This window comes from Paraburkholderia sp. RL17-347-BIC-D (assembly GCF_046027915.1).
Lineage (GTDB): Bacteria > Pseudomonadota > Gammaproteobacteria > Burkholderiales > Burkholderiaceae > Paraburkholderia.
In genome coordinates this window covers 411,597-437,504 of record NZ_JARESS010000001.1, presented here as the reverse complement: position 1 = coordinate 437,504, position 25,908 = coordinate 411,597, and the positions used below count along the sequence as shown (strand labels likewise).

18 protein-coding genes are annotated in these 25,908 nt (G+C 63.1%); 12 read left to right on the top strand and 6 right to left on the bottom strand.

Annotated elements, in window-relative coordinates:
• Positions 1-243: 243 nt before the first annotated feature.
• From P0D96_RS02045 to P0D96_RS02025, 5 genes are all read left to right on the top strand, one after another.
• The gene (locus tag P0D96_RS02045) at positions 244-918 is read left to right on the top strand and encodes an antibiotic biosynthesis monooxygenase family protein (RefSeq protein ID WP_408282174.1); all 675 of its coding nucleotides are present in this window, start codon (positions 244-246) and stop codon (positions 916-918) included.
• 418 nt (positions 919-1,336) lie between these two features.
• Complete coding sequence (locus P0D96_RS02040) at positions 1,337-2,962, top strand: MFS transporter (RefSeq protein WP_408311187.1); 1,626 nt, start codon at positions 1,337-1,339, stop codon at positions 2,960-2,962.
• Positions 2,963-2,974: 12 nt separating this feature from the next.
• Positions 2,975-4,054, top strand: a complete 1,080-nt coding sequence (locus P0D96_RS02035; protein ID WP_408176636.1) for an HlyD family secretion protein — start codon at positions 2,975-2,977, stop codon at positions 4,052-4,054.
• On the top strand, positions 4,051-5,589 hold the full coding sequence (locus P0D96_RS02030; protein ID WP_408176635.1) for an efflux transporter outer membrane subunit: 1,539 nt from the start codon (positions 4,051-4,053) through the stop codon (positions 5,587-5,589). Before P0D96_RS02035 ends, P0D96_RS02030 begins: the two co-directional genes overlap by 4 nt.
• 79 nt (positions 5,590-5,668) lie before the next feature.
• On the top strand, positions 5,669-7,432 hold the full coding sequence (locus P0D96_RS02025; protein WP_408282168.1) for an MOSC domain-containing protein: 1,764 nt from the start codon (positions 5,669-5,671) through the stop codon (positions 7,430-7,432).
• A 65-nt stretch (positions 7,433-7,497) separates the two neighbouring features.
• On the opposite strand, the gene P0D96_RS02020 is transcribed toward P0D96_RS02025, so the two are convergent.
• Both P0D96_RS02020 and P0D96_RS02015 read right to left on the bottom strand, forming a co-directional pair.
• Positions 7,498-8,082: a TMEM175 family protein gene (locus P0D96_RS02020; RefSeq protein WP_408176632.1), complete on the bottom strand. Its 585-nt coding sequence runs from the start codon at positions 8,080-8,082 to the stop codon at positions 7,498-7,500.
• Positions 8,083-8,273: 191 nt separating this feature from the next.
• Positions 8,274-8,672: an RcnB family protein gene (locus P0D96_RS02015; RefSeq protein ID WP_408282166.1), complete on the bottom strand. Its 399-nt coding sequence runs from the start codon at positions 8,670-8,672 to the stop codon at positions 8,274-8,276.
• Between the two features lie 338 nt (positions 8,673-9,010).
• On the opposite strand from P0D96_RS02015, the gene P0D96_RS02010 reads away from it, so the two are divergent.
• The 3 genes from P0D96_RS02010 (at position 9,011) to hutH (ending at position 12,925) form a co-directional block, all read left to right on the top strand.
• Positions 9,011-9,907 carry a fructose bisphosphate aldolase gene (locus tag P0D96_RS02010; RefSeq protein WP_132374391.1) on the top strand — a complete coding sequence of 299 codons (897 nt, stop codon included), beginning with the start codon at positions 9,011-9,013 and terminating at the stop codon, positions 9,905-9,907.
• A 316-nt stretch (positions 9,908-10,223) separates the two neighbouring features.
• On the top strand, positions 10,224-11,153 hold the full coding sequence (locus P0D96_RS02005; RefSeq protein ID WP_408311183.1) for a LysR substrate-binding domain-containing protein: 930 nt from the start codon (positions 10,224-10,226) through the stop codon (positions 11,151-11,153).
• Positions 11,154-11,350: 197 nt separating this feature from the next.
• Positions 11,351-12,925 carry a histidine ammonia-lyase gene (gene hutH / locus P0D96_RS02000; RefSeq protein ID WP_408311180.1) on the top strand — a complete coding sequence of 525 codons (1,575 nt, stop codon included), beginning with the start codon at positions 11,351-11,353 and terminating at the stop codon, positions 12,923-12,925.
• Between the two features lie 98 nt (positions 12,926-13,023).
• Here the strand turns inward: hutH and P0D96_RS01995 are convergent, their stop codons facing one another.
• From P0D96_RS01995 to P0D96_RS01985, 3 genes are all read right to left on the bottom strand, one after another.
• Positions 13,024-13,830 (bottom strand): transporter substrate-binding domain-containing protein, encoded by an 807-nt coding sequence (locus P0D96_RS01995; protein WP_408311668.1) that lies wholly within the window; start codon positions 13,828-13,830, stop codon positions 13,024-13,026.
• Between the two features lie 100 nt (positions 13,831-13,930).
• Positions 13,931-14,905 (bottom strand): PDR/VanB family oxidoreductase, encoded by a 975-nt coding sequence (locus tag P0D96_RS01990; RefSeq protein ID WP_408311177.1) that lies wholly within the window; start codon positions 14,903-14,905, stop codon positions 13,931-13,933.
• A 19-nt stretch (positions 14,906-14,924) separates the two neighbouring features.
• Positions 14,925-15,962, bottom strand: a complete 1,038-nt coding sequence (locus tag P0D96_RS01985) for an aromatic ring-hydroxylating dioxygenase subunit alpha (protein ID WP_408311174.1) — start codon at positions 15,960-15,962, stop codon at positions 14,925-14,927.
• Between the two features lie 295 nt (positions 15,963-16,257).
• Here P0D96_RS01985 and P0D96_RS01980 point away from each other — a divergent pair, with 295 nt between their 5' ends.
• The 3 genes from P0D96_RS01980 (at position 16,258) to P0D96_RS01970 (ending at position 19,784) form a co-directional block, all read left to right on the top strand.
• Complete coding sequence (locus P0D96_RS01980; RefSeq protein ID WP_408311171.1) at positions 16,258-17,367, top strand: S-(hydroxymethyl)glutathione dehydrogenase/class III alcohol dehydrogenase; 1,110 nt, start codon at positions 16,258-16,260, stop codon at positions 17,365-17,367.
• 73 nt (positions 17,368-17,440) lie between these two features.
• The gene (gene gfa / locus P0D96_RS01975; RefSeq protein WP_132374384.1) at positions 17,441-18,016 is read left to right on the top strand and encodes an S-(hydroxymethyl)glutathione synthase; all 576 of its coding nucleotides are present in this window, start codon (positions 17,441-17,443) and stop codon (positions 18,014-18,016) included.
• Between the two features lie 256 nt (positions 18,017-18,272).
• Positions 18,273-19,784: an MltF family protein gene (locus P0D96_RS01970; protein WP_408311168.1), complete on the top strand. Its 1,512-nt coding sequence runs from the start codon at positions 18,273-18,275 to the stop codon at positions 19,782-19,784.
• 258 nt (positions 19,785-20,042) lie between these two features.
• Here the strand turns inward: P0D96_RS01970 and P0D96_RS01965 are convergent, their stop codons facing one another.
• Positions 20,043-23,336 carry an adenylate/guanylate cyclase domain-containing protein gene (locus P0D96_RS01965; RefSeq protein ID WP_408311165.1) on the bottom strand — a complete coding sequence of 1,098 codons (3,294 nt, stop codon included), beginning with the start codon at positions 23,334-23,336 and terminating at the stop codon, positions 20,043-20,045.
• Between the two features lie 265 nt (positions 23,337-23,601).
• Between P0D96_RS01965 and P0D96_RS01960 the strand changes: the two genes are divergently transcribed.
• Positions 23,602-25,830: an SLC26A/SulP transporter family protein gene (locus tag P0D96_RS01960; RefSeq protein ID WP_408311162.1), complete on the top strand. Its 2,229-nt coding sequence runs from the start codon at positions 23,602-23,604 to the stop codon at positions 25,828-25,830.
• Positions 25,831-25,908 lie beyond the last annotated feature (78 nt).

Below are 25,908 nucleotides of genomic sequence, written 5' to 3'. Positions count from 1 at the left end.
GCCAAACGGAAAATGACCGTTTCCGGATCGGCGCTTCGCCTGGGTGATCCGTGATGAGCCAGCCTGGCAAAATTCGCGCATGGAATGGCCCAATACGCGGCCTGATGAGGCTTCAAGAAGCCCTCTCCATCTCCGACAATCAAATGACCCATCGCGCGACAGTCACATGGTGATGAATCGACTGCATCGCTACGGTTACCTGTCCCCACATGACCAGGCATCCTCAACCAGACGAAGGAATCCATGTTTTCTGCAATGCTCGAAGTCAATCCGTTATCCGAACAATTCGACGCCTATCTCGGCATGGCCAAGATGCTGCGCCCGGAGCTCGAAGCGATCGATGGTTTCGTCGACAATACCCGCTACGCAAGTCTGACACGCGAGGGATGGCTGCTTTCTCTATCGAGCTGGCGCGATGAGAAGTCGCTGATACGTTGGCGAGTGACGACGAACCATCACAAGGTGCAGCAGGCGGCGCGCGATCGTGTGTTTGCCGACTACCGTTTGCGCATTGGCCAGACCGTCGCGGATACGTGCGTACCTGCCGGGCAGACGTTGATCGAGCAACGGCTCGACACCACCGAAACGGGAGTAGGCAAGGCGATAACGCTACTCGATGCCACGTACGCACCGGATTGGGTCAAGCTGGTGAGCGCGGACGCGGTTGCGCAATCGCTGGGACTCGATACGAAGGCGCCCGGTCTCGTCGCCTGGGACGCATTCGACGCGTTGATGACACCCGGCGACGTCATCGCGGTAGCGACGTGGGAAGACCTCGCGGCCGCTGAAGCCTTCGAGCGCAATACGACCCTGCCGAAGTTCGTGCGCCTGCGGCACATCCGCGTTGTCCGGGAGTACGGAATGTTCGATCGCCGCGAGGCGCCTCAATACTTCGCCGAGGCGCAGCCCAAGGCGTGAGCCGGACGCCGCGCGAATTCGGCATTTCTGTAACGAGGCGGCGGCCAGTGGCGTAATGGTATGCCGCTTCCGCATTCGCGCGATTCATCTACGGTTACCCTCGGCCGCTACAAAAAGGTGGCTGTTCGTGCCGCCCCATGTCGGTGAAACGTGTTCTGTTGACCGAATGGAAAAGATTCATTGCCGGGGGTTCGCACGTTGTCCATGGAGCGACAATGACCTTGGCCAGATTCGCGCACGAAATGGCCAGATACGCGACATGTGTCAGCTTTAAGAAAGCCGGGCCGCCTCCTAGAATTCATAAACCCACCGCGCGGCGGCAATACGGTAGCTAGCCGGCTGGATCTTCGCGAACACCGGGCATGGCAGGAAGAATTCCCGACGGAATGCCCCATTAAACACTGGTAGCCGGACCCCTATGAACACCGCCAACCCATCGATAACTGGAACAGGAGAAGCGAAGCTCGCGCCATCGTCGACGCCGGTCTCTGTGCCCCAGACAGGGACTCCTGTGCAGCAGACACCCACCGAAGCCGAGTTGCCCCTGCGCCTCGCTATCGGCCTGATCGGAATGCTGCTGGCGTCGCTGCTGGCGATACTGAACGAACAGGTCACCGCGGTGGCGCTCGCTGATATTCGCGGCGCATTCTCGATCGGACGTGACGATGGAACCTGGCTGACCGCGCTCTTCGAGGCGACGAACGTGGCCACGATGGTGTTCGCGCCGTGGTTCGGCGTGACGTTCACGCTGAAGCGATTCACGATCGGCGCGGTGCTGGCCGTGATGTTGCTTGGATTTCTGTGTCCCTTCGCGCCGAACCTGCTGACGCTCTATGTGTTGCGTGCGCTGCAGGGCGTCGCAGGCGGATGTCTGCCGCCGATGCTGATCATCGTCGCGCTGCGTTACCTGCCCCCGAGGGTCAAGTTATACGGACTCGCGGGCTACGCACTCACCGCGACCTTCGGACCGGCGCTCGGCACGCCGCTCGCCGCGTTGTGGACCGAATATGTCGGCTGGCAAATGGCCTTCTGGCAAATCGTGCCGCTTGGCCTCGTGAGCTGCGTGGCGATCTACAAGGGGCTTCCAGCCGATCCAACCAGACTCGAACGGTTCCGTTCATTCAACTGGACCGGATTCCTGCTCGGCTATCCCGCCATCGCCATGCTCGTCATCGGCCTGCTGCAGGGCGATCGGCTTGACTGGCTGAATTCGACGTTTATCTCCACGATGTTTTGCGGCGGGACGCTGTTGTTCGTGGCATTCCTTGTCAACGAGTGGTTTCATCCGCTGCCGTTTTTCAAACTGCAACTGCTTGCCCGCCGGAACTTCGCGCACGGGCTTCTCACACTGGTCGGCGCGGTGATCCTGCTGGTGGGCGTCGCCGCCATACCCGGCCAGTATCTCGCGCAGATTCACGGCTACCGGCCGCTGCAAACCGCGCCGCTGTCGTTGCTCGTCGCCATTCCGCTACTGATTGCGCTGCCCGCGACTGCCGCCCTGCTCAATCTCCGGCAGGTCGACCACCGCTGGGTCATGGCCATTGGACTTTGCCTGATCGCCACCACGTGCTTTCTGGGGAGCTTCATGACCTCCGAGTGGATTCGCGAGAACTTTTACTGGCTTCAGTCGCTGGAGATCGTTGCTCAGCCGATGGTGATCATGGGCATCCTGATGGGCGTCACGACCGGCCTGCCCCCAACGGAAGGTCCGTTTGCCTCGGCCATGTTCAACACGCTCAAAACATTTACCGGCGCAGCGGCAACCGGTCTCATCGATGGGCTCGGTACGGCACGCGAGCATTTCCATTCGAGCATGCTGGTGGACCACCTGGGCAACAACGCGCTGGTCACGAGCCAGAGCATCGATGCGGCTCACAGCATCGGCGAACTCGCACACCGGATCCACGAGCAGGCCGTCGTGCTGACATCGGCGGATCTCTATCGCGTGATGGCGGGTATCGCCGTCGCCTTCCTTTTCGTTATTCCGGTGTTACCCGTGCGCGTTTATCCGCCCTGGAGCACAACGCCGCCCTCTTCCCGCTAAGCGCCGCTATCTATGTCATCCGCTACCCGATTTCCTCCCAGAACGATCCGTCTTGCCGCGTATGTGCTCATACTCGGCGTCGCTGTACTGGCGGCCTGCCTTTGGCTATTCACCGGCTCGACCAGCGAGACCACCAATGATGCCTATGTGACGGCCGACTTCACGCTGGTCGCGCCGCGTGTCGCGGGCCAGCTTTCCGAGGTGCTCGTCGAAGACAACCAGCAGGTGAAAGCCGGGCAATTGTTGGTACGCATCGACGACCGCGACTTCCACGCCGCGTTGATGAGCGCGCAGGCGGACGTGGCGGCAGCGAAGGCATCGGTCGCGAACTACGAGGCCGAGATTGCGCGGCAGCCCGCGCTCGTCGATCAGGCGCGTGCCACGCTTCGCGCGGATGACGCGACGCTCGAGTTTGCGCGTGCGAACGCCTCGCGCTACCGCAATCTCTCGGAAACCGGCGCGGGCACGACGCAGGAGCAGCAGCACGCCGCAAGCGCGCTGGCCGAGGAACTCGCGCAGCAGGCCCGCAACCGGGCCGCACTCGTGGCGACCGAGCAGAACCTCGACGTGCTGAAGACCCAGCGCGACAAGGCGGCCGGCGCGTTGGCGCACGCCGAAGCCGCGCTCGAACAGGCGAAGCTCAACCTGTCGTATACGGAGATCCGCGCGCCCGTCGACGGCAAGGTTGGACGGCGTTCGGCAAGGGTCGGCGCATTCGTGACGACCGGCGCGCCGCTGCTCGCGATCGTGCCGCTGTCGGACGCCTATATCGTCGCCAACTTCCAGGAAAACCAGCTCGCCCGGATGCGGCCCGGCGACGCTGTTCGGATCAAGGTCGACAGCTTTCCGGGCGAAGTGATCCGGGGACACGTCGATAGTCTTGCCCCCGCCACAGGTGTGAGCTTCGCGCCTATCGCGCCCGATAACGCAACGGGCAACTTCACGAAGGTCGTCCAGCGCGTGCCGGTCAAGATCACGATCGACCACGGACAACAGGCCGCGTCCGCTTTGAGCGTGGGCCTGTCCGTCGAAACGGAGGTCGCCGTCGGCAAGCGTGCCGATATGCGCATCGCGGGAGCGGACGCGAAATGAATGCGAGCGACTTCTCCCTCCGCACACCGGCGCTCGCGTTGCTGCTGAGCTCCCTGCTCACGGGCTGCCTGGTCGGCCCGAACTTCGAACGTCCGCAGACGGCGACGCCCGACGTGTTCAACCGCACCCAGACCGCGCAGGCTTCGAGCAAAGCGGTCGAATCCGAATTCAGTCCGCAATGGTGGACGCTGTTCAACGATCCCGTGCTGGACTCGCTGGAGAACCAGCTGAGCGATGCGAATCTCGACGTCGCGGCCGCGTCGGCGCGCCTGCGGCAAAGCCGGGCGGAACAGCGCATTGCCGGTGCCGAAGAATATCCGACGCTGGCCGGCGCCGCCTCCTATAACCGCGAGCGCGGAAGTCCGAACGGCATCCTGTCGCTGCTTGGCGTCACCCCGACGGGAAGTCAGCCGCAGTCTGCATCGGGCAGCGCGCCGCTAGGCGTGGCGCCGTTGCCGGGCGCCAAAGGCTCGCCCGCTTACGATCTCTACCAGTTCGGCTTCGATGCATCATGGGAGCTCGATTTCTGGGGTCGTGCCCGACGCGGAGTCGAGGCCGCGTCGGCGCTCGCCGATGCGTCGTACGAGGACCGCAACGCGATCCTGTTGTCTGCCCGCGCCGAACTCGCCCGCGACTACATCCAGTTGCGCGACACGCAAGCGCTGCTGCAAATCGCGAAACAGAACCTGGAGATCGCGCACGACGCCACGAAGCTCACGCAAACGCGGGTGCATGAAGGCGTCACCACGGAGCTGGATGTAGCCAACGCGATGGCCCAGGCGGAGTCGATCGAAAGCCTGATCCCGACGCTCGAATCGCGCAACGAGACCACCATCAATGCGATTGGCGTGCTACTGGCGAAGGAACCGGGCGCATTAAAACAGATGCTCGCCGAGCCGCACGATGTACCGGCGCTGCCTGATCAGGTGCCCATTGGCGTGCCGTCGGAACTGGTGCAGCGCAGACCCGACATCAGGAAAGCGGAGGCTCAGCTGCACGCGGCCACCGCGACGATCGGCATGGCGAAGGCCGACTTCTATCCACGCATCTCGCTGAACGGCAGCGCGGGGTTCCAGAGCCTGCAGCTCTCGAATCTCGCCGACTGGGCGTCCGGGCAGTTTGTCGTGGGACCGTCGATCACGCTGCCTATCTTCGAAGGCGGGCGCCTCAAGGGCACGCTTCATCTGCGCGAGGCACAGCAGCAGGAGGCGGCGATCGTCTACAAGCACACCGTGCTTCAGGCATGGCGCGAGGTAGACGATGCGCTCGTCGTCTATGACGCGGAACAGCGGCGGCGTGATCGCCTGAAAACGGTCGTGAGCCTGAACCAGCGTGCGCTGTCGATTGCGCGGCAAAGGTACAAGGCCGGTGCGGTCGATTTTCTCGACGTGCTGAACGTGCAGAAACAGTTGCTCGATGCGCAGAGCAACCTCGAACAAAGCAAGGCCGACGCCGACGCGAATCTCATCACGTTATGCAAGGTGCTCGGCGGCGGGTGGGAGTCAACGTATGCCAGACAGGACAGTGCGCATTGACGTGGCATGCTATTGCGTGTGATTGTGCGCTGGCCATGAGCTGACGTTGTAGGCGCGCTCTCGTGATTCAGGAGGAAGCATGGCTCGATTGCTCTCGGTGAATGTCGGACTGCCGCGCGACATTGACTGGAAAGGCCGCACGGTCTACACGGGAATCTGGAAGGAGCCGGCGCACGCGCGTTGTTGGGCCGGCCGCCTGAATCTGACCGGCGACGGCCAGGGCGATCTGGCTGGGCACGGCGGCGAGCAGCGAGCCGTGTTCGTCTACCAGATCGAGTCCTATCGCCATTGGCAGGCGCAACTGAAGCGGACCGACTTCGTCTACGGACAGTTCGGCGAGAACTTCACGATCGAAGGCATGCCGGACTCCGACGTGTGCATCGGCGACCGCTATCGGATCGGCACGGCCTTGTTCGAGGTGACGCAACCTCGCGTGACCTGCTATCGCGTCGGCATTCGGACGAACGAGCCCCGCATGCCTGCGTTGCTGACATCCAGCGGACGGCCGGGTTTCTATTTGCGCGTCCTGCAGGAGGGTGCCGTCGGCGCCGGCGACGACATCGTGAAAGTCGGCGAGGCAACAGAGCGCATGAGCGTCGCCGAGATCAATGCGCTCCTGTATTCCCCTCATCATCCGCGCGATCGGCTGGAGCAGGCCTTGCGCATCGAGGCACTATCGCCCGGCTGGCGTGGGTCGTTCGAGGCGTTGTTGCGCGACCAGACGACGGGTGCAGCGAGCGGGAATGCAGGCCTTGCACCCGCCGCTGCCGCGCATCCGGTTGCCCCCGGATTCCGGTCACTCACGGTGACGGCGATTGAACCGGCGTGCGCCGATGTGCTCTCGCTGACGTTGCAAAGCGCGAACGGTCAACCGCTGCAAACGGCGCTGCCCGGTCAGTACGTGGTGTTGCGTCTGCCACGGCCCGCCGACGGCCCGCCACTCTTTCGCAGCTACTCGCTTTCGGGCGAAGCATCGGCCGAGCGCTATCGGATCAGCGTCAAGGTCGAGCCGCATGGGGCAGCGGGAACCTACCTGCAAGCGCACGTCCGTGTAGGCGATGCACTCGATGTCAGTGCGCCACGCGGCAGCTTTGTTCTGCAGCCGGGAGACGGTCCGCTTGTTCTTCTCAGCGCGGGAATCGGCGTGACGCCGGTTCTTGCCATGTTGCACGCGCTGGCCGCGGCGGGCTCGACGCGGCAGGTGTGGTGGCTCCACGGCGCTCGCGATCGGCAGCACCATGCATTCGCGGACGATGCCCGCGCTCTGGTGCACAAACTGACGCACGGGCGCAGCTATGTCTGCTACAGCCGGCCGGATGCGAGCGAGCGCATCGGCGAGAATTTTGATGCGATCGGCCACCTCTCGGGGACGGCACTCGACGAGGCAGGCGTGCCGCAAGGTGCGGATTTCTACCTCTGCGGCCCGACGCGCTTCATGGCGGACATGAAAATGGTGCTCGCCGGGATGAGCGTCGCGCCGGAACGGATTCACGCTGAAATCTTCACCGGTGGTGAGACTTTGACACCGGGCATCGTCGGCACTTCGGCGCGCGCGCCGCACCAGCCGACAGAGGATGCCGACACCGGGCCGCTGGTTTCATTTGCCCGCAGCGGCGTCGCGGCGCACTGGAATGCGGCGCTGTATCCGAACATTCTGGAGCTTGCCGAAGCGTGTGACGTGCCGGTTCGATGGTCGTGTCGAACCGGTGTTTGTCACAACTGTGAAAGCGGACTGGTTTCGGGGGCGGTGAACTATAGTCCCGAGCCGCTCGACATGCCCGCGCAAGGGAACGTGCTTGTCTGCTGTTCCCAGCCGGCTGGTGACGTCGTCATTGATTTGTGAGCACGAACCTGTCCGCCTCTTTCGAGGCGAACAGCCTTTTCACAAACGCTGCCCTTGAAGATCGGTCACGGCCTGAACTCGGAGAGATCCGGCCTCAAGTGGAGCGTCAACGCTACGCATATCAGACCGAAGCCGACGCGCGGGGCGACGATCGCAACCAGCATGGCTGACGTGAACCCCGCAAGGACGATCAGCGATCGGTATCTCGCTGTACGCCGCATACGCGCGGACACCATGCTGGCATCCGCCTGAGTCAATACCTGATGTTCGAAAACGTTGTACGCCGCGTCGATACATATAAACAGACCTGCGTAAAACATCACGGACGACGACGCGAGCTGGGTCGTTGCTACCCACGCGGTCGCAAACGGCAACAGCGAAACCAGGAAGAGATGAACGAAGTTGACCCATATCATTCCCAGCGTCGGCGGACCGACGAACCGCATCAGGTGATGGTGATTGATCCAGATGATCGCGACGAAAAGATAGCTCACCGCGTAGCTGAGGGCGATCGGCCATAGAGGCAACAGTGCCGAGAACGAATGCTCCTCCGGTGCCTTGAGCTCCAGCACCATGATGGTCACGATCACTGCGAAGACGCCGTCTGAAAAAGCAGCTAGACGTTCGGCGGTTGCTTTTGCTTCACGCATGGCGGGCTCCCTGGGATAAGCAAGAAGTCATTTCAACAGCAACGGCCGCGCTCGGACAGTCAAGACAGCATACAAACCAAAACATGCGACATAAGCAGAACCATGGCCGCCAAGGGCGGGCACGGTCCTCATATTCGCAGAACGACCAACGTCCAGCGATTCGGCGGATCGATCGATATCGATCCGGCCGCTTAGTGCCCGGAAAGCAGAACGTTGGCGATGACCCCTGTCGCGATGGCAGCGAGTACGTAGTCCCCGTTCACGCCCACCCACTGATACCCGCGCGGCGGCGCTTGCAGTCCATGCCCGTGCCAGTCGTTGACGACGTAATTATGATCGCGGTACTCCGCCGGAAGCCGCTCGCCCTTGTGCCAGTCGTTATGAGGAATGGGACCACCAGGACCTCCGCGCGACGCGTCGTGCGGAGCAGGCCCGTGACCCTTTCCATGCGGAGCCCCGTGACCTGGGTTTGCCTTGTTGTGCGAAGACTGGCCATTGCCGTGGTCATCGTGGTGCGGCTGCGCGAAAGCGGCCACGGACGTGCCAAGTAACGAAGCGATCAAAAGCGGTGCGATGATTCTCGACTTCATGTCAGTGTCCCAGAGAGAAGGGCGGGAGATCGGTTTAACACGCGGTTTGGTGCGCGAAGGGGCGTCTGACAGACTGGCTATTGAGCGGCCATGGGCCTGCTCCCCAGCCGCGCCGCGTGCGACGGCAAGCCTAGCAAAATGCGATGTAAGTGTATGTTAAATAGTGTTTGGGCGTCACACGTAATAAAAACGACACAAGCCTCGATAGCCGACGCCGGCGACCGTTTTTTCATCGAGTCCCACATTTGCATTAACATCGTCACACTGAACGTATTGAACGCAACGTGTCGCGACGAGAAATGCTGGTTTGATATTCCACCGTGAAGAGGGAGACGATCGTGGCTGATGAGAAGATGCTGGCGCAAGTTTGTGAAAAACAGGGATTTTTTGCCGCCCTGGACCAGAGCGGCGGATCGACCCCTGGCGCATTGCGGCTTTATGGCATTCCGGAGAGCGCCTACAGCAATGACGCCGAGATGTTCAAGCTGATACACGAGATGCGCGTGCGCATCATCACGGCGCCCGCCTTTACGGGGGAGAAGATCATCGGGGCCATCCTGTTCGAAGCGACCATGGACGGACAGGCGCAGGGGAAACCCGTTCCGACCTTCCTGTGGGAGGAGCGCGGCGTCGTACCGTTCCTGAAGGTCGATAAGGGCCTGGAAGCCGAAGCCGACGGTGTCCAGTTGATGAAGCCGATTCCCGGCCTGGACGATCTGCTTGCCAGGGCCGCGAAGCTCGGTATCTGCGGCACCAAGATGCGCTCGGTCATCAACCTGAATTCGCCAGCCGGGATCGCTGCGATTGCCAGGCAACAGTTCGAGTTGGCCGCACAGATCGACGCGCACGGTCTCATGCCGATCCTCGAGCCCGAGATTTCGATCAAGAGTCCGGACAAGCCGGGGGCGGAAGCCACCCTCCTCGCGGAACTGACCAAAGGTCTCGATGCGTTGCCGGATAGCCGTCAAGTGATGCTCAAGCTGACCATACCGGACGTAGCGGACTTCTATCGTCCGCTGATCGAGCACCCGCGTGTCGCACGGGTAGTCGCGCTTTCCGGCGGCTACACGCGAGCCGACGCGTGCAAACGGCTCGCGTCGAATCACGGCATGATCGCCAGCTTCTCACGGGCTTTGATCAACGAGCTCAAGGCATCGATGAGCGACAGTGAATTCAACACGACGCTCGAGAAATCCGTCGACGAGATCTATCAAGCCTCCGTCGTCAAGGTTTGAAGCGGCTTTCAGGAGACGGCGCCTGGCGAATCGAGGCCCTGGTTCGCCGAACGTGAACGGGCTGCTTTGTCCGGCCTCATGGCCGGACAAAGCGCGCGGCCTGATGCTCCTCGAATTCTTCCTCGCACATTCGCGTAAAGCGCGACATGGCCCAACCACCGCTATCGATCCAACTTCGGCCTCTCGCCGCGACACGGCGAACGCTGCATCCTGCTTATTTTGGCGAGCAGCTTCAGACCGTCTTTTTACACTAATATCGGGGCGCTGGCGTCCGCTCCGAATAGCCAGCGTGCCGCCCAGTTCCGGAACCCCGAAGATGAACCGTTTGCCGCCGCTGCGCGCCCTCCAGGCATTCGATGCCGTGGTTCGCAACAAGAATGTCGTCGCCGCCGCCGAATCACTGCACGTGACGCCCGGAGCAGTCAGTCAACAGATCCGCCAGCTCGAAGAATTCCTCGGCGTCGCGCTGTTCGACCGCGAAAGCACCGGCCTGCGCCCCACCGCGCTCGGCCAGCTCTACCACGAGCACGTGGCCCGCGGCTTCGAATGCTTTCATGCCGCGCACACGGCCCTGGAAGCGGCGCAGCATGGTCTTCACCTGACACTCAGCACGTTCCCTTCGGTTGCAACGCATTGGTTTGCGTCGCGGCTGGATAAGTGGCACACGCTATCACCCGGCGTGCGCGTCCACGTGGAGGCCACGGATCGCGAGCCGAAGCGCGGCGAAAGCAATTGGGATGTCCGTATGACGTACGGAACGCCGCCCGCGGACGGAGCCCACTACCGCCTCCTGTTCACCGACCGGGTGACACCCGTGTGCTCGCCGTCACTGCTGCGGGCGGACCACCCGATCGAGCAGCCCGCGGATTTGCTGCACTACCCGCTTGTCCATGTCGAGTGGGGCTGGAACGAGAGGTCGCCGCCGACCTGGGGCGACTGGTTGCGCGCAGCCGGCGTCCCCGTGCCAGACACACTGGCTCCGTTGACCTACTCGCTTTCGGGCATGGCCGTCGATGCGACGCTGCGCGGCAGAGGCGTGTCGCTCGGTCAGGGACTCTTCACCGCCGATAGCCTGACGCAGGGACTGCTGATCGCACCCTTCAGGATCTCGCTGCCCATGCCGTATCCGTACTACCTGGTGTGGCAACCCGGCGCGCTCGAGGCGCCGGACGCACGGCAATTCCTCGACTGGCTGACCGAGGAAGCCGCGCAGACGCAACGCGACATCAACGCGATATTTGGTTGACCCTTCATCACTACGGACACCGGGCGCACCGCTCGTGTTTTAGAAAAACTATAGAGGCTCCGCAGATTAAATGGTTTGTCGGCGTCTATGCGCCACCCTATGCTCGAAAGCGAATCCATGCGCATCAGCCATCGCTGTTTGCCGCTGCGTGCCTGCCGCATGGTTTCAGCTAACCAGCCAAATCATAGGGATCACGCATGAACATGAACACAGGGCACGATAGCCTGCGGGCTCGTCCAAAGCACATTAGCGAAGTGCTGCTCGGCGATGACGATATATCGATCGAGGAATTTATCGCGGTCGCAAAACATGGCGCGAAGGTTCGCTTCTCGCAGAAATATTGCGAGCGCGTGTCGCGCTCGCGCATGCTGGTCGAACGGTTTCTCGAGGAAAATCGCCTCGTCTACGGCGTCACCACCGGATTCGGCGACAACTCCACCCGCGTGATCCGGCCGGAAGAGGCCGAAGATCTGCAACGCAATATCGTGCGCTCGCACGCGGTCTCGGTGGGCGCCCCGCTGCCGCACGAGGTCGTCCGCGCGACTCAGCTCATGATCCTGAACAGCCTTGGAAAAGGCTATTCCGGTGTCACGCTCGACTTACTGCAGCAGATTGCGGAATTGCTCAATCACGGCATCACGCCGGTAGCGCCTGGTGACGGCTCGGTCGGCTACCTCGGACCCGAAGCGCACATGGCCCTCGTCCTGATTGGCGAAGGCGAGGCAACCTATGGCGATGAACGGATGAGCGGTCTGGAAGCGCTGCACAAAGCCGGCCTGAAACCTCATACCCTGCGTTGCAAGGAAGGGCTCGCGCTGGTCAACGGCACGACCTCGGTGACCGCAATCGGCATGCTCGCGCTGCATAACGCGCTGGAAGCGTCCAAGGTCGCCGACATTGCCGCTGCCATGTCCCTGCAGCCGCTCAAGGGCACAACACGCTCGCTCGACGCGCGCTACCACTCGGTCAAGAAACACCGGGACCAGTCCAACGCGGCCGACAATCTGCGACGAATTCTCGCCGGCAGCGCATTGACCGAACGCTTTGTCGATTACCGCTTGCAGGATACCTACAGTCTGCGAGCCATGGCGCAAGTCCATGGCGCCTCGAAGCGAGCCATCAATGATGCGCGCGAGGCCATTCTCGACGAGGTCGGTTCTTGCGGCGACAACCCCGTCATCTATCCCCACGAGGGCGACGGCCTCGCCATTTCAGGCGCGAATTTCGATGGCACGTTCGTTGGCATCGCGAGCGACCTCCTCTGCATCGCGATGACCAATCTCGCCAAAATCTCCGAACGCCGGACCGACCGGCTGGTGAACCCGCACTTCAGCGAACTGCCGGCGTTCCTCGCGCCGCGCCCCGGTCTGAATAGCGGCTACATGATCGTTCAGTACACCGCCGCGGGCCTGCTCGGAGAAATGCGTATCCTGTCTCATCCTGCGAGCGTGGATAGCGTATCGACGAGCGGCAATCAGGAAGACCCCGTGAGCTTTGCGTATCTTGCCGCGCGCAAGGCTTACGAGACGTCGCAGAAACTCCAGCATGTGCTCGCGATCGAACTGATGGTGGCGACCCAGGCTCTGGATTTCTTCGACCCGGCAGACGCCTCGCCTGCCACGGCAGCGGTCTACGCCCGGATCAGGCAGAAGGTGCCCAAGGTGGAGGACGATCGCTTCTTCCACCCGGACATGGTGCACATTCACGAACTGGTCACGCAGGGCGATCTGCTGAGCGTCGTCGAGAACATCACCGGCGCGCTGCACGAATAACTGCTCCACTAATGGCAAACGAGCCGTCGATTCCAGGGATATCGACGGCTCGTTAAAAACCAGTCAAGCCAAACTGCGTCTCGACCATAAATTCAGCTTCAGGGCGTGACGTCCGTTTTGAACCACTTCTGACTGAGCGTGTGCACCGTCCCGTCAGCAAGCGCCGCGGCAATTGCCTGATCGAACATGGCTTTCAGGTCCGTGTCGGCTTTGCGCAAACCGAGCGCTTCACCGTCCCCCCAGATTGGACCGCCGATCTTCGGACCGGTGAATCCCAACGTCGCGTTGGCGGGTTTCGACAAGGCGGACGCATAGTAGGATGCGTCGTCGAACGCCACGTCGATACGTCCCGCGATCAGATCGATGTCGTGTTCCGGAGCGTTCTTGTATTCGCGAATGCTCGCAATATCCTTGAAGTTCTCGTTGATGAATTTGCTGTAGACCGTCCCCGTGACGATCCCGATCGATTTGCCCTTCAAGCTGACGCGCAGCAGGTCGACGGCCGGCCTGTCAACTGCCGGATTGCCGGTCAGCTTGATGGGTACGGCGCCTGGCGGCAGCTTCGGCAGCACGCCCGACCCGACCGAGACAAAAGCGGCTGGCGTATTTGCATATGGCTTTGAAAAGGTGATCGCCTTCTTACGCTCGTCACTGATCGACAGGGCATCCATGATCACGTCGAATTTGCCGGAGTTCAACCCGGGAATCAACCCGTCCCAGTCTTGCGCGATCAGTTTGCACTGGACGCGCATACGCGTGCAGAGATTTTTCGCAAGCTCCGGTTCGAACCCATTCAGCGTGCCGTCCGGACGTGTCAGATTCCACGGTTCATAGCTGCCCTCGAGGGCAATGGTGACGGTCTTCCACTCCTTCGCGTAGCTGGTTGAAGAAAACGCGACGGCCATGACGGACGCCGCGCAAGCCACTGCCTTTACAACGTCCCGACGACTGAGGTTCATTTGAAGTCTCCCTGCCTATGGATTTGAATGCAAATACCCGTGCCGCTCACGCCAACTCGTCAAGCACCAACACGGATGAATTCGACCTCGATACGCACGGCAGGAAGCACGTCCCGGCCGCGCGTTCGTCATCGGTCAGATAGGTGTCGCGATGATCGGGCTCGCCCGCGAGAACGCGCATCATGCAAGTCCCGCACACGCCCACTTCGCACGACGATGGCAGGTCGAATCCCGCCTCGCGCAGAGACGCCAGCACGGTCTTGCCTGGCGGGACGGGTATTGCGTCGGTCCTGCCTTCGAGCCGTACCGAAAACTCGCGTTCGTCGCCGGCAACCGGCACCGCAGGGCCGAACGACTCCTGATGCACGAACGATTCGCCCAGCATGTCGCGGGCAAGGCCTACCGTCATCTCCATGAAGGCGGGCGGTCCGCAAACATAGAGATGCGTGTTGGGCAACGCGGCTGACAGCAGACCGGCAATACACTCGCGAGTCGCGGCTGGCGAGAGGCCGACGTGGATACGCGCGTGGTCCGCAAGAGGTAATCGTCCGAACTCCGTACGGAATACGACAGACGCGTCGCTGCGAGCAAAATAGGCGAGCGTGTACCGCTTTTGCGATGTCGCGAGCGCGTAGGCCATCGAGAGAATCGGCGTGACGCCGATTCCGCCGGCAATCAAAAGGTGCTGATCTGCCGTATCGCTCAAGGCAAACGCGTTGCGCGGCGTCCCGATCCGCATGCGCGTGCCGACCTGCGCGGCGCTATGCAGCCATGCGGATCCGCCGCGGGACGCGGGTTCGCGTTTGACGGCGATGCGGTACTCCGATGCGCTGGCGTCGGCGCCGCACAACGAGTACTGGCGCACCCGTCCATTCGGAAGATGAACGTCGATATGCGAGCCGGGCGCATACGCCGGCAACGCCGCACCGTCTGTACGGGCCAGCCGGAACACACGGATGTCGTCAGCCGCCGCGTTGACGTGAATGATGCGCACTTCAATCGTATCTGTACCGGCGCTCATCGCAGTATCTCCAGGGAAGTCACGAAACGACCTGTTGCGGAGCATGTTCGGCTTCGATCATCTTTTGCAGCATGCGGCGAAAACGCAGCGGCGCAGCGTCGGTTTCAATGTCCGTATTGGGCGTTCGCTTGTTCGTCATACCGTCATCGACCGCGGACAGCACGACCAGATCCTCATTGAAGGCGCTGATGAAATCGTCGGTGAGCGCGCGGTCTGTCGCTGCGCAATCAGGCCGGAAGTTGCGCACCTGAAACCAGAAGTAGCGACAGCTATGCCCGGTCACCGGCGTAACGAAGTTATATGAATCGAGCAGGAACACGTCCGGATGCAATTGCCCCTGCGGCGCGCCTGAATTCGCCGGTGCAATGATGTCGCGAATAATCGCGTGCGACGGATAGCGCACTTCATAATGCTGCAGCCGGTCGGCATGTCCGGCGAAGCTCACATACGGGCGGAAGAACGGCGCGAGTTCGCAGTCCAGCATCCATCGCGAGGCGAGCACGCCGTTATCGAGGACCGTCATCCTGACTGGTACATCCGCGGTGGCGACGTTACCCAGCGAAGTCTTGTGGACATACGTGACGTGAGACGGATCGAGCAGGTTATCCGTCATGTACTGATAGCCGCAGTTGACGTCCATCGCAGGACCGAGATTGACGCCCCACGCCGGATCGTCGTAGTGCGCAACGGTCAGTATTTCGTCGGGATCAGCCAACTCGGGGTTGCCCGTCCAGATCCAGACCAATCCGTAGCGTTCGGCTACCGGATAGCGTCTCACGCAGGCCTTCGGTGGAATCCTGGCAAGACCCGGCGCATGCACGCAAACGCCGTCGGGACCGAACTCCAGTCCGTGATAACCACAGCGCAGGTTGTCGCCCGTCACCTCGCCCATCGAAAGAGGCAGCTTGCGATGCGGGCACGCATCTTCAAGCGCGATCACCGCATGCTCCAAACCGCGATAGAGTACGACCGGCTCCTCCAGAATGATTCGCCTCACCGGCTTGTCTTCGATCTCGTCGCTCCAGGCAACGACATACCACGCGTTCCGCAAATACATTCCCTGCCCCCTTTCGTGTTCAATCAATCGTCCAGTGGGCAAAGAATAGGAACAACAGCAGCAGATCATCAAACGATTTGAACTACAGCCGAGGCTTAGTTTTTCTAAAGACACTCGCGAGGGCACTTCAATTCACTTGGTGCAACGCTTCCCGGCATGATGCTAAGTACTCTTAATATGTAAGGAGTTTCCCGAGGATTGACCGCTTCCGGATCAAAACCTCTTGCGGCAGATGTTTTAATTGTGCAGACTTGTCTATACAAATTTAATCGCGCAAGTCACTAAGGGATCAGTCATGAAATCACGTGCTGCAGTTGCATTCGGTCCAGGACAACCCCTGGAAATCGTCGAGATCGATGTTGCGCCGCCGAACAAAGGCGAAGTGCTGGTAAAGATCTCCCATACGGGCGTATGCCACACGGACGCCTTCACGCTCTCGGGCGACGACCCTGAAGGCCTGTTTCCCTGCGTGCTCGGCCATGAAGGCGCAGGCGTTGTCGTGGAAATCGGCGAAGGCGTCACCTCGGTCCAGCCCGGCGACCACGTGATCCCGCTTTACACCGCGGAGTGCGGCGAATGCCTGTTCTGCAAGTCGGGCAAGACGAACCTGTGCGTCGCCGTACGTGCCACCCAGGGCAAAGGCGTGATGCCGGACGGTACCACCCGCTTCTCCTACAACGGCCAGCCGATCTATCACTACATGGGTTGCTCGACGTTCAGCGAGTACACCGTGGTCGCCGAAGTCTCCCTTGCAAAGATCAATCCGGCTGCGAATCACGAACAGGTCTGCCTGCTGGGTTGCGGCGTCACAACGGGTATCGGCGCCGTGCACAATACCGCGAAGGTGCAGCCTGGCGACAGCGTCGCCGTGTTCGGACTCGGCGGCATCGGGCTCGCTGTCATTCAGGGGGCTCGCCAGGCCAAGGCCGGCCGGATCATCGCGATCGACACCAACCCTTCGAAGTTCGAGCTGGCGAAAGTCTTCGGCGCCACGGATTGCGTGAATCCGAAAGACCATGAAAAGCCGATCCAGCAGGTCATCGTCGAGATGACCGGTTGGGGCGTCGACCATTCATTCGAATGCATCGGCAACGTCAATATCATGCGTGCGGCGCTCGAGTGCGCACACCGCGGCTGGGGACAGTCCGTCGTCATAGGTGTTGCGGGGGTCGGTCAGGAAATCTCGACACGCCCGTTCCAGCTGGTGACGGGCCGCACATGGAAAGGCACAGCATTTGGTGGCGTGAAGGGCCGCTCGCAACTGCCGGGCATGGTGGAAGACGCCATGCGAGGCGATATTCAGCTTGCCCCGTTCGTCACGCACAGATTGCCGCTTGATCAGATTAACGAAGCATTCGATCTGATGCACGACGGCAAATCGATTCGCACGGTGATCAACTACTAGGACACGACTGTGCGCCGTCTTCGGTGCAACTTCATCGCGCCGATTTTCATTCAGAAACATTGGAGGTGACAGAATGAGTACCTTGACAATACACCCGTCAGTGGACGCCGGCGTCAAGAAGGGCACCCCCGGTTTCACCGGCGGCACGCTCCACTGCCAATGCCCGAGCGACAAAGTCGAAGTCCGGGTAGAGAGTAACGTCGCGCACAACCACATTTGCGGCTGTACGAAATGCTGGAAACCGGCTGGCGCAGCTTTCGCAATGATAGGCGTGGTGCCGCGCGACAAGGTCACGGTCACCGCTCATGCCGAGAAGCTCCAGATCGTCGACGAGAAAGCGGCCATCCAACGTCATGCCTGCAAGGCGTGCGGAGCGCACATGTATGGCCGGATAGAAAACCGTGACCATCCGTTCTACGGTCTCGACTTCATTCACGTCGAACTCTCCGATGAAAGCGGCTGGGAAGAGCCGCGCTTTGCGGCCTTCGTCTCGTCGGTAATCGAAGCTGGCGGCGCGAAACCGGAACAGATGGACGACGTGCGCGCACGGCTCACTGAGCTCGGACTCCCACCGTACGACGCGCTCAACCCGCCGTTGATGGACGCGATGTCCACGCATATCGCCAGGCGCACTGGTGTGCTGAAGTAGTGCAACTCAGGGCGGCTCGTCCGTACCGATCCGCCCATCCACGGGATTCGTAATGGAGCGGATAGCGTGGCAGCGATGCGGCATATGTGGCAGCCTTTAGCTGTCACGCACCGCATCCGATGCACGGGCTCAGGGGGCGTGCAACCGCGATCGCCAGTCGAAGCTCCGTAGCGACCTGCTGCGACAGAACCGCGAATACGCCGACGCAAAATGTCATACGTTTTCCGGGCAATCGTTCGCATGGGAAGGGTACGCCATGACGGGACTTCGTTTTCTTGCCGCCCTGCTGGTTGGGATCTCGGTGCTCTCGTCGTTGTCGCCGGCGCGAGCCGAGCCGGGACAGAGTGCGTCCGCTGCCGCACCCGCATCATCGCCCCCGGCCGCTGTCGCGAAAGCCCGCCGGTTGAACCTCGCGGTCAAACCGTGGACCGGCGACTTCGACGCGATGCTCGAGCGCCGCATGATCCGCTTTCTCGTGCCGTACAGCCGGACGCTGTACTTCGCCGACAAAGGTCGAGAACGCGGGTTGACCGCTGAACTCGCACGAGACTTCGAACGTTACGTCAACACCCGCTACGCCAGCCGGCTTGGCAAACGCCCGGTCACGGTCTTTCTGATTCCGACAACCCGGGACAAACTTCTGACGAACCTGCAGGCCGGTTTGGGCGATATTTCGGCGGGCAACCTGACGGCGACCGATGAACGGCGCAAGCTTGTCGACTTTGTTGCGCCGCGTGACCGCAAGCCGGTCCGCGAACTGATCGTGACCGGTCCTCGCGCTCCGGCTATCGCCACGCTGGACGACCTCGCGGGAAAGCAGGTGTATGTACGTAAGGTGACGAGTTACTACGAGAGTCTGACCGCGCTCAACGACCGGTTCAGGAAAGGAGGCAAGCCGGTCATGCAGATCACGCTGCTGCCCGACGCACTCGAAGATGAGGACATACTCGAAATGCTAAATGCGGGGATGCTCGGCATCGTGGTGGTCGACGACTGGAAAGCAAAGATATGGGCCCAGGTTCTGCCCAGAATCAAGGTCAGGGAGGATCTCGTGGTACGCAGCGAAGGCTATGTCGGTTGGGCGATCAGGAAAAACAGCCCGCAGTTGCAGGCTGCGGCGACCGATTTCTATAACGAGTTCGCCAAAAAGCAGGGTGTCATCGACTATCGGCTCGCACAGTTCATGAAGCGTATCAAGCAGGTCACTGATGCTTCAGGTGCTGCGGAGCGCAAGCGTTTCGAAGAAACACTGACCCTCTTCGAGAAGTATGGCAAGCAGTATGGCTTCGATCCTCTGATGCTGGCCGCCCAGGGCTATCAGGAATCGCAGCTGAACCAGTCGGCGCGCAGTCACGTTGGCGCGGTCGGCGTCATGCAGTTGATGCCGGGAACAGGCAAGGAAATGGCAGTCGGAAACATTGGTGTAACCGAATCAAACATCCATGCGGGCACCAAATACATGGATCGGCTGATGACACGCTACTTTCAGGACGCGCACTTCGATGACACCAATCGTGCATTGTTTGCGTTCGCGAGTTATAACGCGGGGGCCGCCAATATTGCCAGGATGCGCGCGGAAGCCACCGCACGTGGGCTGGATCGGGACAAGTGGTTCAATAACGTCGAGATCGTAGTCGCGGAGAAGATCGGCATCGAAACCACGACGTATGTGCGCAACATCTACAAGTATTACGCCGCATACCGCTTGATCGTCGATGCGCAGCAAACGCGCGACAAGGCGATTCGCAACATGCGTCCCGGCGGTTGATCGTTGCCGGTGCGCAGCCGACGTCCGAATGCTCGATGGCCTTGCGCGCGAATGACGTACATGGCCGCGTCTTGACCATCCAGGTCGCCGACATATGTTGCGCTGATGCCGAGCGTGGCCGTCACTTCTCGCAAGGTCGCAACGCCAGGCCTGAAGTTCTACATCTGCTCAGGCCTCACTTCGACCCCGGCCGACATGCAACCGCGCGGACTCGATCGGCCGGACGGATAGACACGCGGCGCTGGCGTGACGCTCGCCTCAAGCGGCGAGCGCGGCATCGACCGCGGCAACGTAGTGCCGAAAGCCAGCCTGCAGCAGCTCGATTCGCACGCGCCCGAGCTCGCTTCGCACGGCTTCGTCCGCGTGCTCCCGCAGGGTGCGCGCGAGCACGCGGCCGCGCGCCGCGAACAGCTCGGCCCAAGGCAGCGGTTCGCGGCGCGTGTAGTCCTCTAATGCCGTCACGTAGAGCAGCACGCCGGCCGGATCGCGGGCCGACAGCATCGCTTCGATGGCGTCGCGGTAGAACCAGAGGTGGTTGTGGCCGACCGCGCCGAGGCGCAGGAGATTCTCGCCTTCCACCAGCAGCCGCGCACGCTCGTCGTTCTCGTCGACCGCGCGGGCAAGAGCGCCCAGGACCTTCGGCCCGCAGAACTGCGTGCCGACTTCGCGCGAGATCGCGAGCGCCTCGCGAAGCGCTTTCACCGCTTCGCCGCGGCATCCATCGTCCAGCCATACGCGTGCCTGCATTTCCAGGTTCTGCGCTTCGAATCGGCGCGCGCCCAACTGCCGGATCACCCGCATTTCCTGCTCCAGATGAACCCGTGCAGCCTGCACATCGCCTAGCTCGTAACAGGCGAATACGCCGAGCGTCTCGCCCAGCAATTGCGCGCGCGGCTGCCCGATCAGCTCGGCGGCGCGCGCGGCGGCAACGGCGTCTTCGCACGCCTGCCGCGCGTCGTTCAGATAGATGCGGCTGAAGCCCTGCATCGAACGATTGGCGACTTCGATGCGGCCGAACCCGTGCTCGCGGCTCAAGGCCACGCAATCGCTGAAATGGCGGAACGCGGTCTGCATCCGCCCCTGCGCGTACGCGGCATCGGCGAGGCCGCCGAGCGCGCGGGCCTCCGCCTCCGGCAAGCCGAGGCGCCGCGCATAGGCGAGCCCGCGTTCGTGCTCGGCGCTGCAGGCATCGATCTTCCCGAGCGGAAAGAGGATGTTGCCGCGCAGATGGTGAAGGCTCGCGAGCTCAGCCACCCGGTCGTCGCGCTCCGCGATCCGCTGCGCCGCCGCGAGCAGGTCTAGCGCTTCGTCGAGACCTTCGCTCACGCGCAGGCCTTCCGCAAGCCCGAGCTGACAGCGGCACAGACTCGCGTCGTCGGGGGCGGCCGCCAGCGCCGCGCGATAGGTAGCGGTCGATCCCGCGATGTCGCCGAGGTCGCGCTGGAGCTCGCCCTTGCAACAGCTCAGGGCGTGCCGGTCCGCATCTGTCTGCGCGACCTCGAGGCCCCGCTCGGCGAGGCGCAGCGCGGCCTCGACCAGGTGGGCCGTGCGCTGCGCGCCCGCGGCCGCCAGATAGGCCCGCGGCGCGTGTTCGTCCTCGGCGCGGTCGAGATGCTGGGCGTGCAGCGTGGAGTCGCCGTGCGCGAACCAGTCGGCCGCGCAGCGGTGCAACTCGCGCCGGCGCGCGCGCAGCAGCGTCGAGTACGCGCTCTCCTGAATCAGCGCATGGGCGAACAGGAAGTCTTCGCCCTCCGGCAGGACGAGCGCATTGGCGAGCAGGCCGTCGCAGACGTAGCCGGGATCGTCGATGAGCCGCCGCAGCAACGCGATGTCGAAACGCTGGCCGATCACGGCGGCCGCCTGGAAGGCCAGGCGGTCGTGTGGCGCGAGCCGGTCCATCCGCGCGAGCACGAGGCTGCGGATCGAGGCGGGCACGGCGCTGCCGCCGCCCTCCTCCGCGTTGCGCAATAGCTGCTCGAGGAACAGCGGGTTGCCGCCCGCGCGCTCGATGCAGGCGCGCGCGACACGCTGCGTCGCGTCGATGAAGTTGCCCGCGAGGCTCAGGGCCTCGTCCTTTCGCAGCGGTCCGAGATCGATCGTCGCGAACGGGGTGTCCCGGCAGCGCGCGCGCCACGCCGCATCGATCGGATCGCCTTCCACGCGCGAGGTCGTCACGAGGAGGCCCGGGCCGTTCGAGATGCCCGACGCGAAAGCGGCGAAATAGTCGAGCACTTCGGGGTCAGCCCAATGCAGGTCTTCGACGACGATCAGCGTCGCCGCCTGCCTGCACGCGTCCTCGGTCAGTCTTGCGGCGAGCGCCTGCTTGCCGCGCTTGCGCGCGCCGTGGTCCATCGCGTCGTAGAGGGCTCGCCATTCGCCCGCGAGCGGGACATCGAGGAGATCGTGGAGAAACGCGAGCTGCTCGGCCTTGACGACGCCCTCAGCGGCGAGACGCGTGGCGGCGGCCTGGCGCGCGTCGCTCGATGCGCCGGCCGGCAGGCCGAGCAGGCTGCCGACGATCGCGTGCACGGGGTCCTGCCCCTTGCCCACGCCGAAATCGAGCACGAGGCCCCGATGGATGGCGAAGCCCTGCGACTGCGCGTAGCGGCGCATCTCGTCGACGAGACGCGTCTTGCCGATGCCCGCTTCGCCGCGCACCAGGACCACGTGGCCGGCCCGCCTCGCGATGCACGCGTGGACGATACCGTGAAACTGTTCGAGCTCCGCCTGGCGTCCGACGAAAAGGCTCTGGCTCGCCTTCGCCGATTCGCTCGCGATGGCGCGCAGCCGCCATGCCCGCACCGGCGTATCGATGCCCTTGAACCGCTGCTCACCGATCGCGTCGCAGACAACGGCATCGCCGAGCGCGCGCGCCACGTCATCGGAAAGCCAGGTCTCACCGGCCGCCGCCGCGGTCTGGAGCCGTGCGGCCAGGTTCACCGGATTGCCGGTCACGGTGTAGTCCCGCGCGTCGACGCAGCCTAGCGCGCCCGCGACCACCTCGCCGCTCGCAATGCCGACATGTGCCTGCAACGTCCGCCCCGCTTGCGCGCTCAACTGGGTCAACGCGTCATGGATGTCGAGCGCCGCGCGGGCCGCGCGCAGCGTGTCCGTCTCGTGCGCGCGGGGAGCGCCGAACAGCGCCATCACCGCATCGCCGATGTGCCTGTCGGTCGTGCCGCCATAGGCGAGCACGATGCCGTCGACGAGCGCCGTGTAGCGGCCGATCAGCGCGCGCAGTTCCTCCGGATCGAGCGTGCGCGACAGCGCCGTGAAGCCGCAGAGATCGGCAAAGAGGATCGTGACCTGCCTGCGTTCGTCCGCAGGGGTGTCCACGGCGAAGGGCGCCCGCGCCGCCGGCTGGCCCGCGGTCGCCGAGTCCCGCGCGGCGGCGGCGAGGATGCGTTTGCGGTGGCCGAGCGACTGCACCCCGAGCTCCTTCAGGTCGCCATCGGTCAGCTGCGCGAGCAGCGACAGATCGATGTCGTTTGCCGCGAACGCTAGCGCGTACTGCTCAAGTCCCAGGACGTGCAGCCATTGCTCGATATCCATGTTCGCCGCCTGCATCCAATGCCGGGCGGCGCGCGCCACTCTGCCGCCCGGGTCCGCTTCCGGCTCCTTCCCATGGGCTCAAAGCGCAGACGAAAAGCGCGCGCCGCTTGCCGATGCGAATGGCCCCGAGCCTGTCGGGGATCGTGCCGATGAATACCCAGTGTAGGCGTCCGCCACGGCCCGCGTATGCGTTTGACAGGCTTTCGATCGAGGACGGATACTGGACGGCTCCCTATCGCGCCTCCGCATTCCACCGGGAATTCACGTGAAGCCGGGCAAGACCGTTTCCGTCTCCAACGTCCCGCCACGCTCGCGCGTCGCGGGGCTGCCCGGCGATCTGGCGGCCGGGGCGGTATCGGCGCTCGTCATGCTGTGCTACGCGATGAGCCTCGGCACGATGATCTTCAGCGCCGATCTCGCCCGCTACGCGATGCTCGGCGTGCCCACCGCGCTCGTCAGCTGTGTCGTCACGGCGCTGGTGATTTCCCTGACGAGCTCGATGCGACTGAACATCGGCGGCCCCGACAGCAATGCGGCGGCGTTTCTCGCGGGTGTGGCGGCAGGCGTCGCGAGCAGCGTGCGCGCGGATGGCGGCTCCCCGCAAACTCTCCTGCTGACCGTGCTGATCGCGATCGCGCTCTGTTCACTCGTGACCGGCATCGTGCTCTACGCGATCGGTTCGTCGAAGCGCAGCCGCTCGCTGCAATTCCTGCCTTACCCGGTCCTCGGCGGATTCCTCGCCGGCACGGGCTATCTGCTCCTCGCCGGCGCGTTCCGCGTGCTGACGGGCGAGTCCTTGCAATGGCAGACGCTCGTGCTGTTGACGCATCTTCACTGGCTCGCGTGGCTCCCCGCGCTCGTCGTAGGGGTGCTGGCCACCATCCTGATGCGCACCTGGAAGCACGTCGCGGCGCTGCCGCTTACGCTCGCCTTCGGGATCGTCCTCTTCTACGTCCTGCTGCGCGCCGCGGGCCTTTCGATCGACGAAGCGCGCGGCATGGGGCTGCTGCTGCCGCGCGTGGCGCTGCGGCTCTCGGGGTTTCCGGAGCTGCACCTGACAGCGCAGCTCGCGCAGGGTGGCATCGACTGGTCGGCGATCGCCGCACATCTTCCGGAGAGCCTCATCGTCACGTCGGTCTCGGCTGTCACGATCCTGATGAATTCGACGGCAATCGGCGCGGCGACGGGCGAGGAAGTCGATCTCAATCGCGAGATGCGGGCCGCGGGCCTCGCCAATCTCGCGAGCGGGCTTCTGGGCGGAATGGTCGGCTACCAATCGTTCAATCGCTCGATGCTCAACGCGCGCGTTGGCGCGACGAGCCGGCTGGCGGGCGTGTTCGCGTCGCTCGCGTGCCTCGTCGTGCTTGCCGCGTCGCCCGGTCTCGTCGCGCTCTTTCCCGTGCCGGTGCTCGTCGGCCTCCAGCTTTTCATGGGGCTGCGCCTCCTCGTGCAGTGGCTTGTCGGCGCCTATGCGAAGCTCAATTGGTACGAGTACCTGCTCGTGCCCGTCATACTCGGCACGATCGCGGCCTGGGGCGTGATCATCGGCGTGGTCGCGGGCGTCGTCGCCGCCTGCGTGATGTTCACGCTGCTCTACGGGCGGGTTAGTTGCATACGCATGGAATTCGACCTGCTCACCCGGACATCGAATGTCGAGCGCAACATCGAGGAGACCGAATCGCTGTGCGGACTCGGCGCACAGGTGTGCGGAATGTGCCTGCAAGGGTTTCTCTTCTTCGGCACGGCCAACTCGATTCTCCACCGCATACGCGAGCGGCTCGCCGCGCGCGAACCGGCGTCGGTCCGATTCGTCGTGCTCGACTTCGCGTCGACCCAAGGCATAGACGCGTCGGTATCGATCAGCTTCGTCAAACTGCGGCAGCTCTGCGCGGCGACCCACGCAGACTTGATCTTGACCGCGCTGCCGCCGCACTCGCGCGATCTGCTGACTAAAACCGGCACGCTCAATCTGCGGATTCGTGAATTCGACACGCTCGATGCGGGCCTGGAATGGGTCGAAGACCAACTGCTCGCCTCAAACGCGCTGGCGCCGAAACGCGGTGACGACCTCCACGCGATGCTCGCGCGGCATTTCACGGCCAGCGCGCTGGACACCCTGTCCACCTATCTCGAAGTGCATGAGTTGCTAGCCGGCCAGCCGCTGTTTCGTCGCGGGGAGCCGGGCGACGCACTCTACATCATCGAACGCGGGCGGGTCGCGGTTTCGCTGCCGCTCGGCAACGGGCGGTCGGTGAGGCTGCGCGCTTCCGGCCCGGGCACGGTCGTCGGCGAAATGGCCGTGTACACGCAGCAGCCGCGCAGCGCGGACGTGTTCGCCGAGATGCCGACGCGCGTGCGCAGGCTGTCGCTGGCCGCGCTCGTTGCGCTCGAGCAAGACAACCCCGCAGCCGCGCAGCAGTTTCATCGCTTTCTGGTGAAGGTCATCGCGTCGCGGCTCACCCTCGCCACCGAGGCTCTGCGCGCGGCCTATTGAGCGGTGGGCGGGAACGGTGTTCGGGTAATTGGCGTGGCGCTTCGGAGGCGACCGACGCGCGGTCGGAGTGTATAGCGA

Excerpts from the sequence above, each read along its gene's own strand:
- P0D96_RS02045 (WP_408282174.1), top strand. The coding sequence starts at position 244 with ATGTTTTCTGCAATGCTCGAAGTCAATCCGTTATCCGAACAATTCGAC.
- P0D96_RS02040 (WP_408311187.1), top strand. The coding sequence starts at position 1,337 with ATGAACACCGCCAACCCATCGATAACTGGAACAGGAGAAGCGAAGCTC.
- P0D96_RS02035 (WP_408176636.1), top strand. The coding sequence starts at position 2,975 with ATGTCATCCGCTACCCGATTTCCTCCCAGAACGATCCGTCTTGCCGCG.
- P0D96_RS02030 (WP_408176635.1), top strand. The coding sequence starts at position 4,051 with ATGAATGCGAGCGACTTCTCCCTCCGCACACCGGCGCTCGCGTTGCTG.
- P0D96_RS02025 (WP_408282168.1), top strand. The coding sequence starts at position 5,669 with ATGGCTCGATTGCTCTCGGTGAATGTCGGACTGCCGCGCGACATTGAC.
- P0D96_RS02020 (WP_408176632.1), bottom strand. The coding sequence starts at position 8,082 with ATGCGTGAAGCAAAAGCAACCGCCGAACGTCTAGCTGCTTTTTCAGAC.
- P0D96_RS02015 (WP_408282166.1), bottom strand. The coding sequence starts at position 8,672 with ATGAAGTCGAGAATCATCGCACCGCTTTTGATCGCTTCGTTACTTGGC.
- P0D96_RS02005 (WP_408311183.1), top strand. The coding sequence starts at position 10,224 with ATGAACCGTTTGCCGCCGCTGCGCGCCCTCCAGGCATTCGATGCCGTG.
- hutH (WP_408311180.1), top strand. The coding sequence starts at position 11,351 with ATGAACATGAACACAGGGCACGATAGCCTGCGGGCTCGTCCAAAGCAC.
- P0D96_RS01995 (WP_408311668.1), bottom strand. The coding sequence starts at position 13,830 with ATGGCCGTCGCGTTTTCTTCAACCAGCTACGCGAAGGAGTGGAAGACC.
- P0D96_RS01990 (WP_408311177.1), bottom strand. The coding sequence starts at position 14,905 with ATGAGCGCCGGTACAGATACGATTGAAGTGCGCATCATTCACGTCAAC.
- P0D96_RS01985 (WP_408311174.1), bottom strand. The coding sequence starts at position 15,962 with ATGTATTTGCGGAACGCGTGGTATGTCGTTGCCTGGAGCGACGAGATC.
- P0D96_RS01980 (WP_408311171.1), top strand. The coding sequence starts at position 16,258 with ATGAAATCACGTGCTGCAGTTGCATTCGGTCCAGGACAACCCCTGGAA.
- gfa (WP_132374384.1), top strand. The coding sequence starts at position 17,441 with ATGAGTACCTTGACAATACACCCGTCAGTGGACGCCGGCGTCAAGAAG.
- P0D96_RS01970 (WP_408311168.1), top strand. The coding sequence starts at position 18,273 with ATGACGGGACTTCGTTTTCTTGCCGCCCTGCTGGTTGGGATCTCGGTG.
- P0D96_RS01965 (WP_408311165.1), bottom strand. The coding sequence starts at position 23,336 with ATGGATATCGAGCAATGGCTGCACGTCCTGGGACTTGAGCAGTACGCG.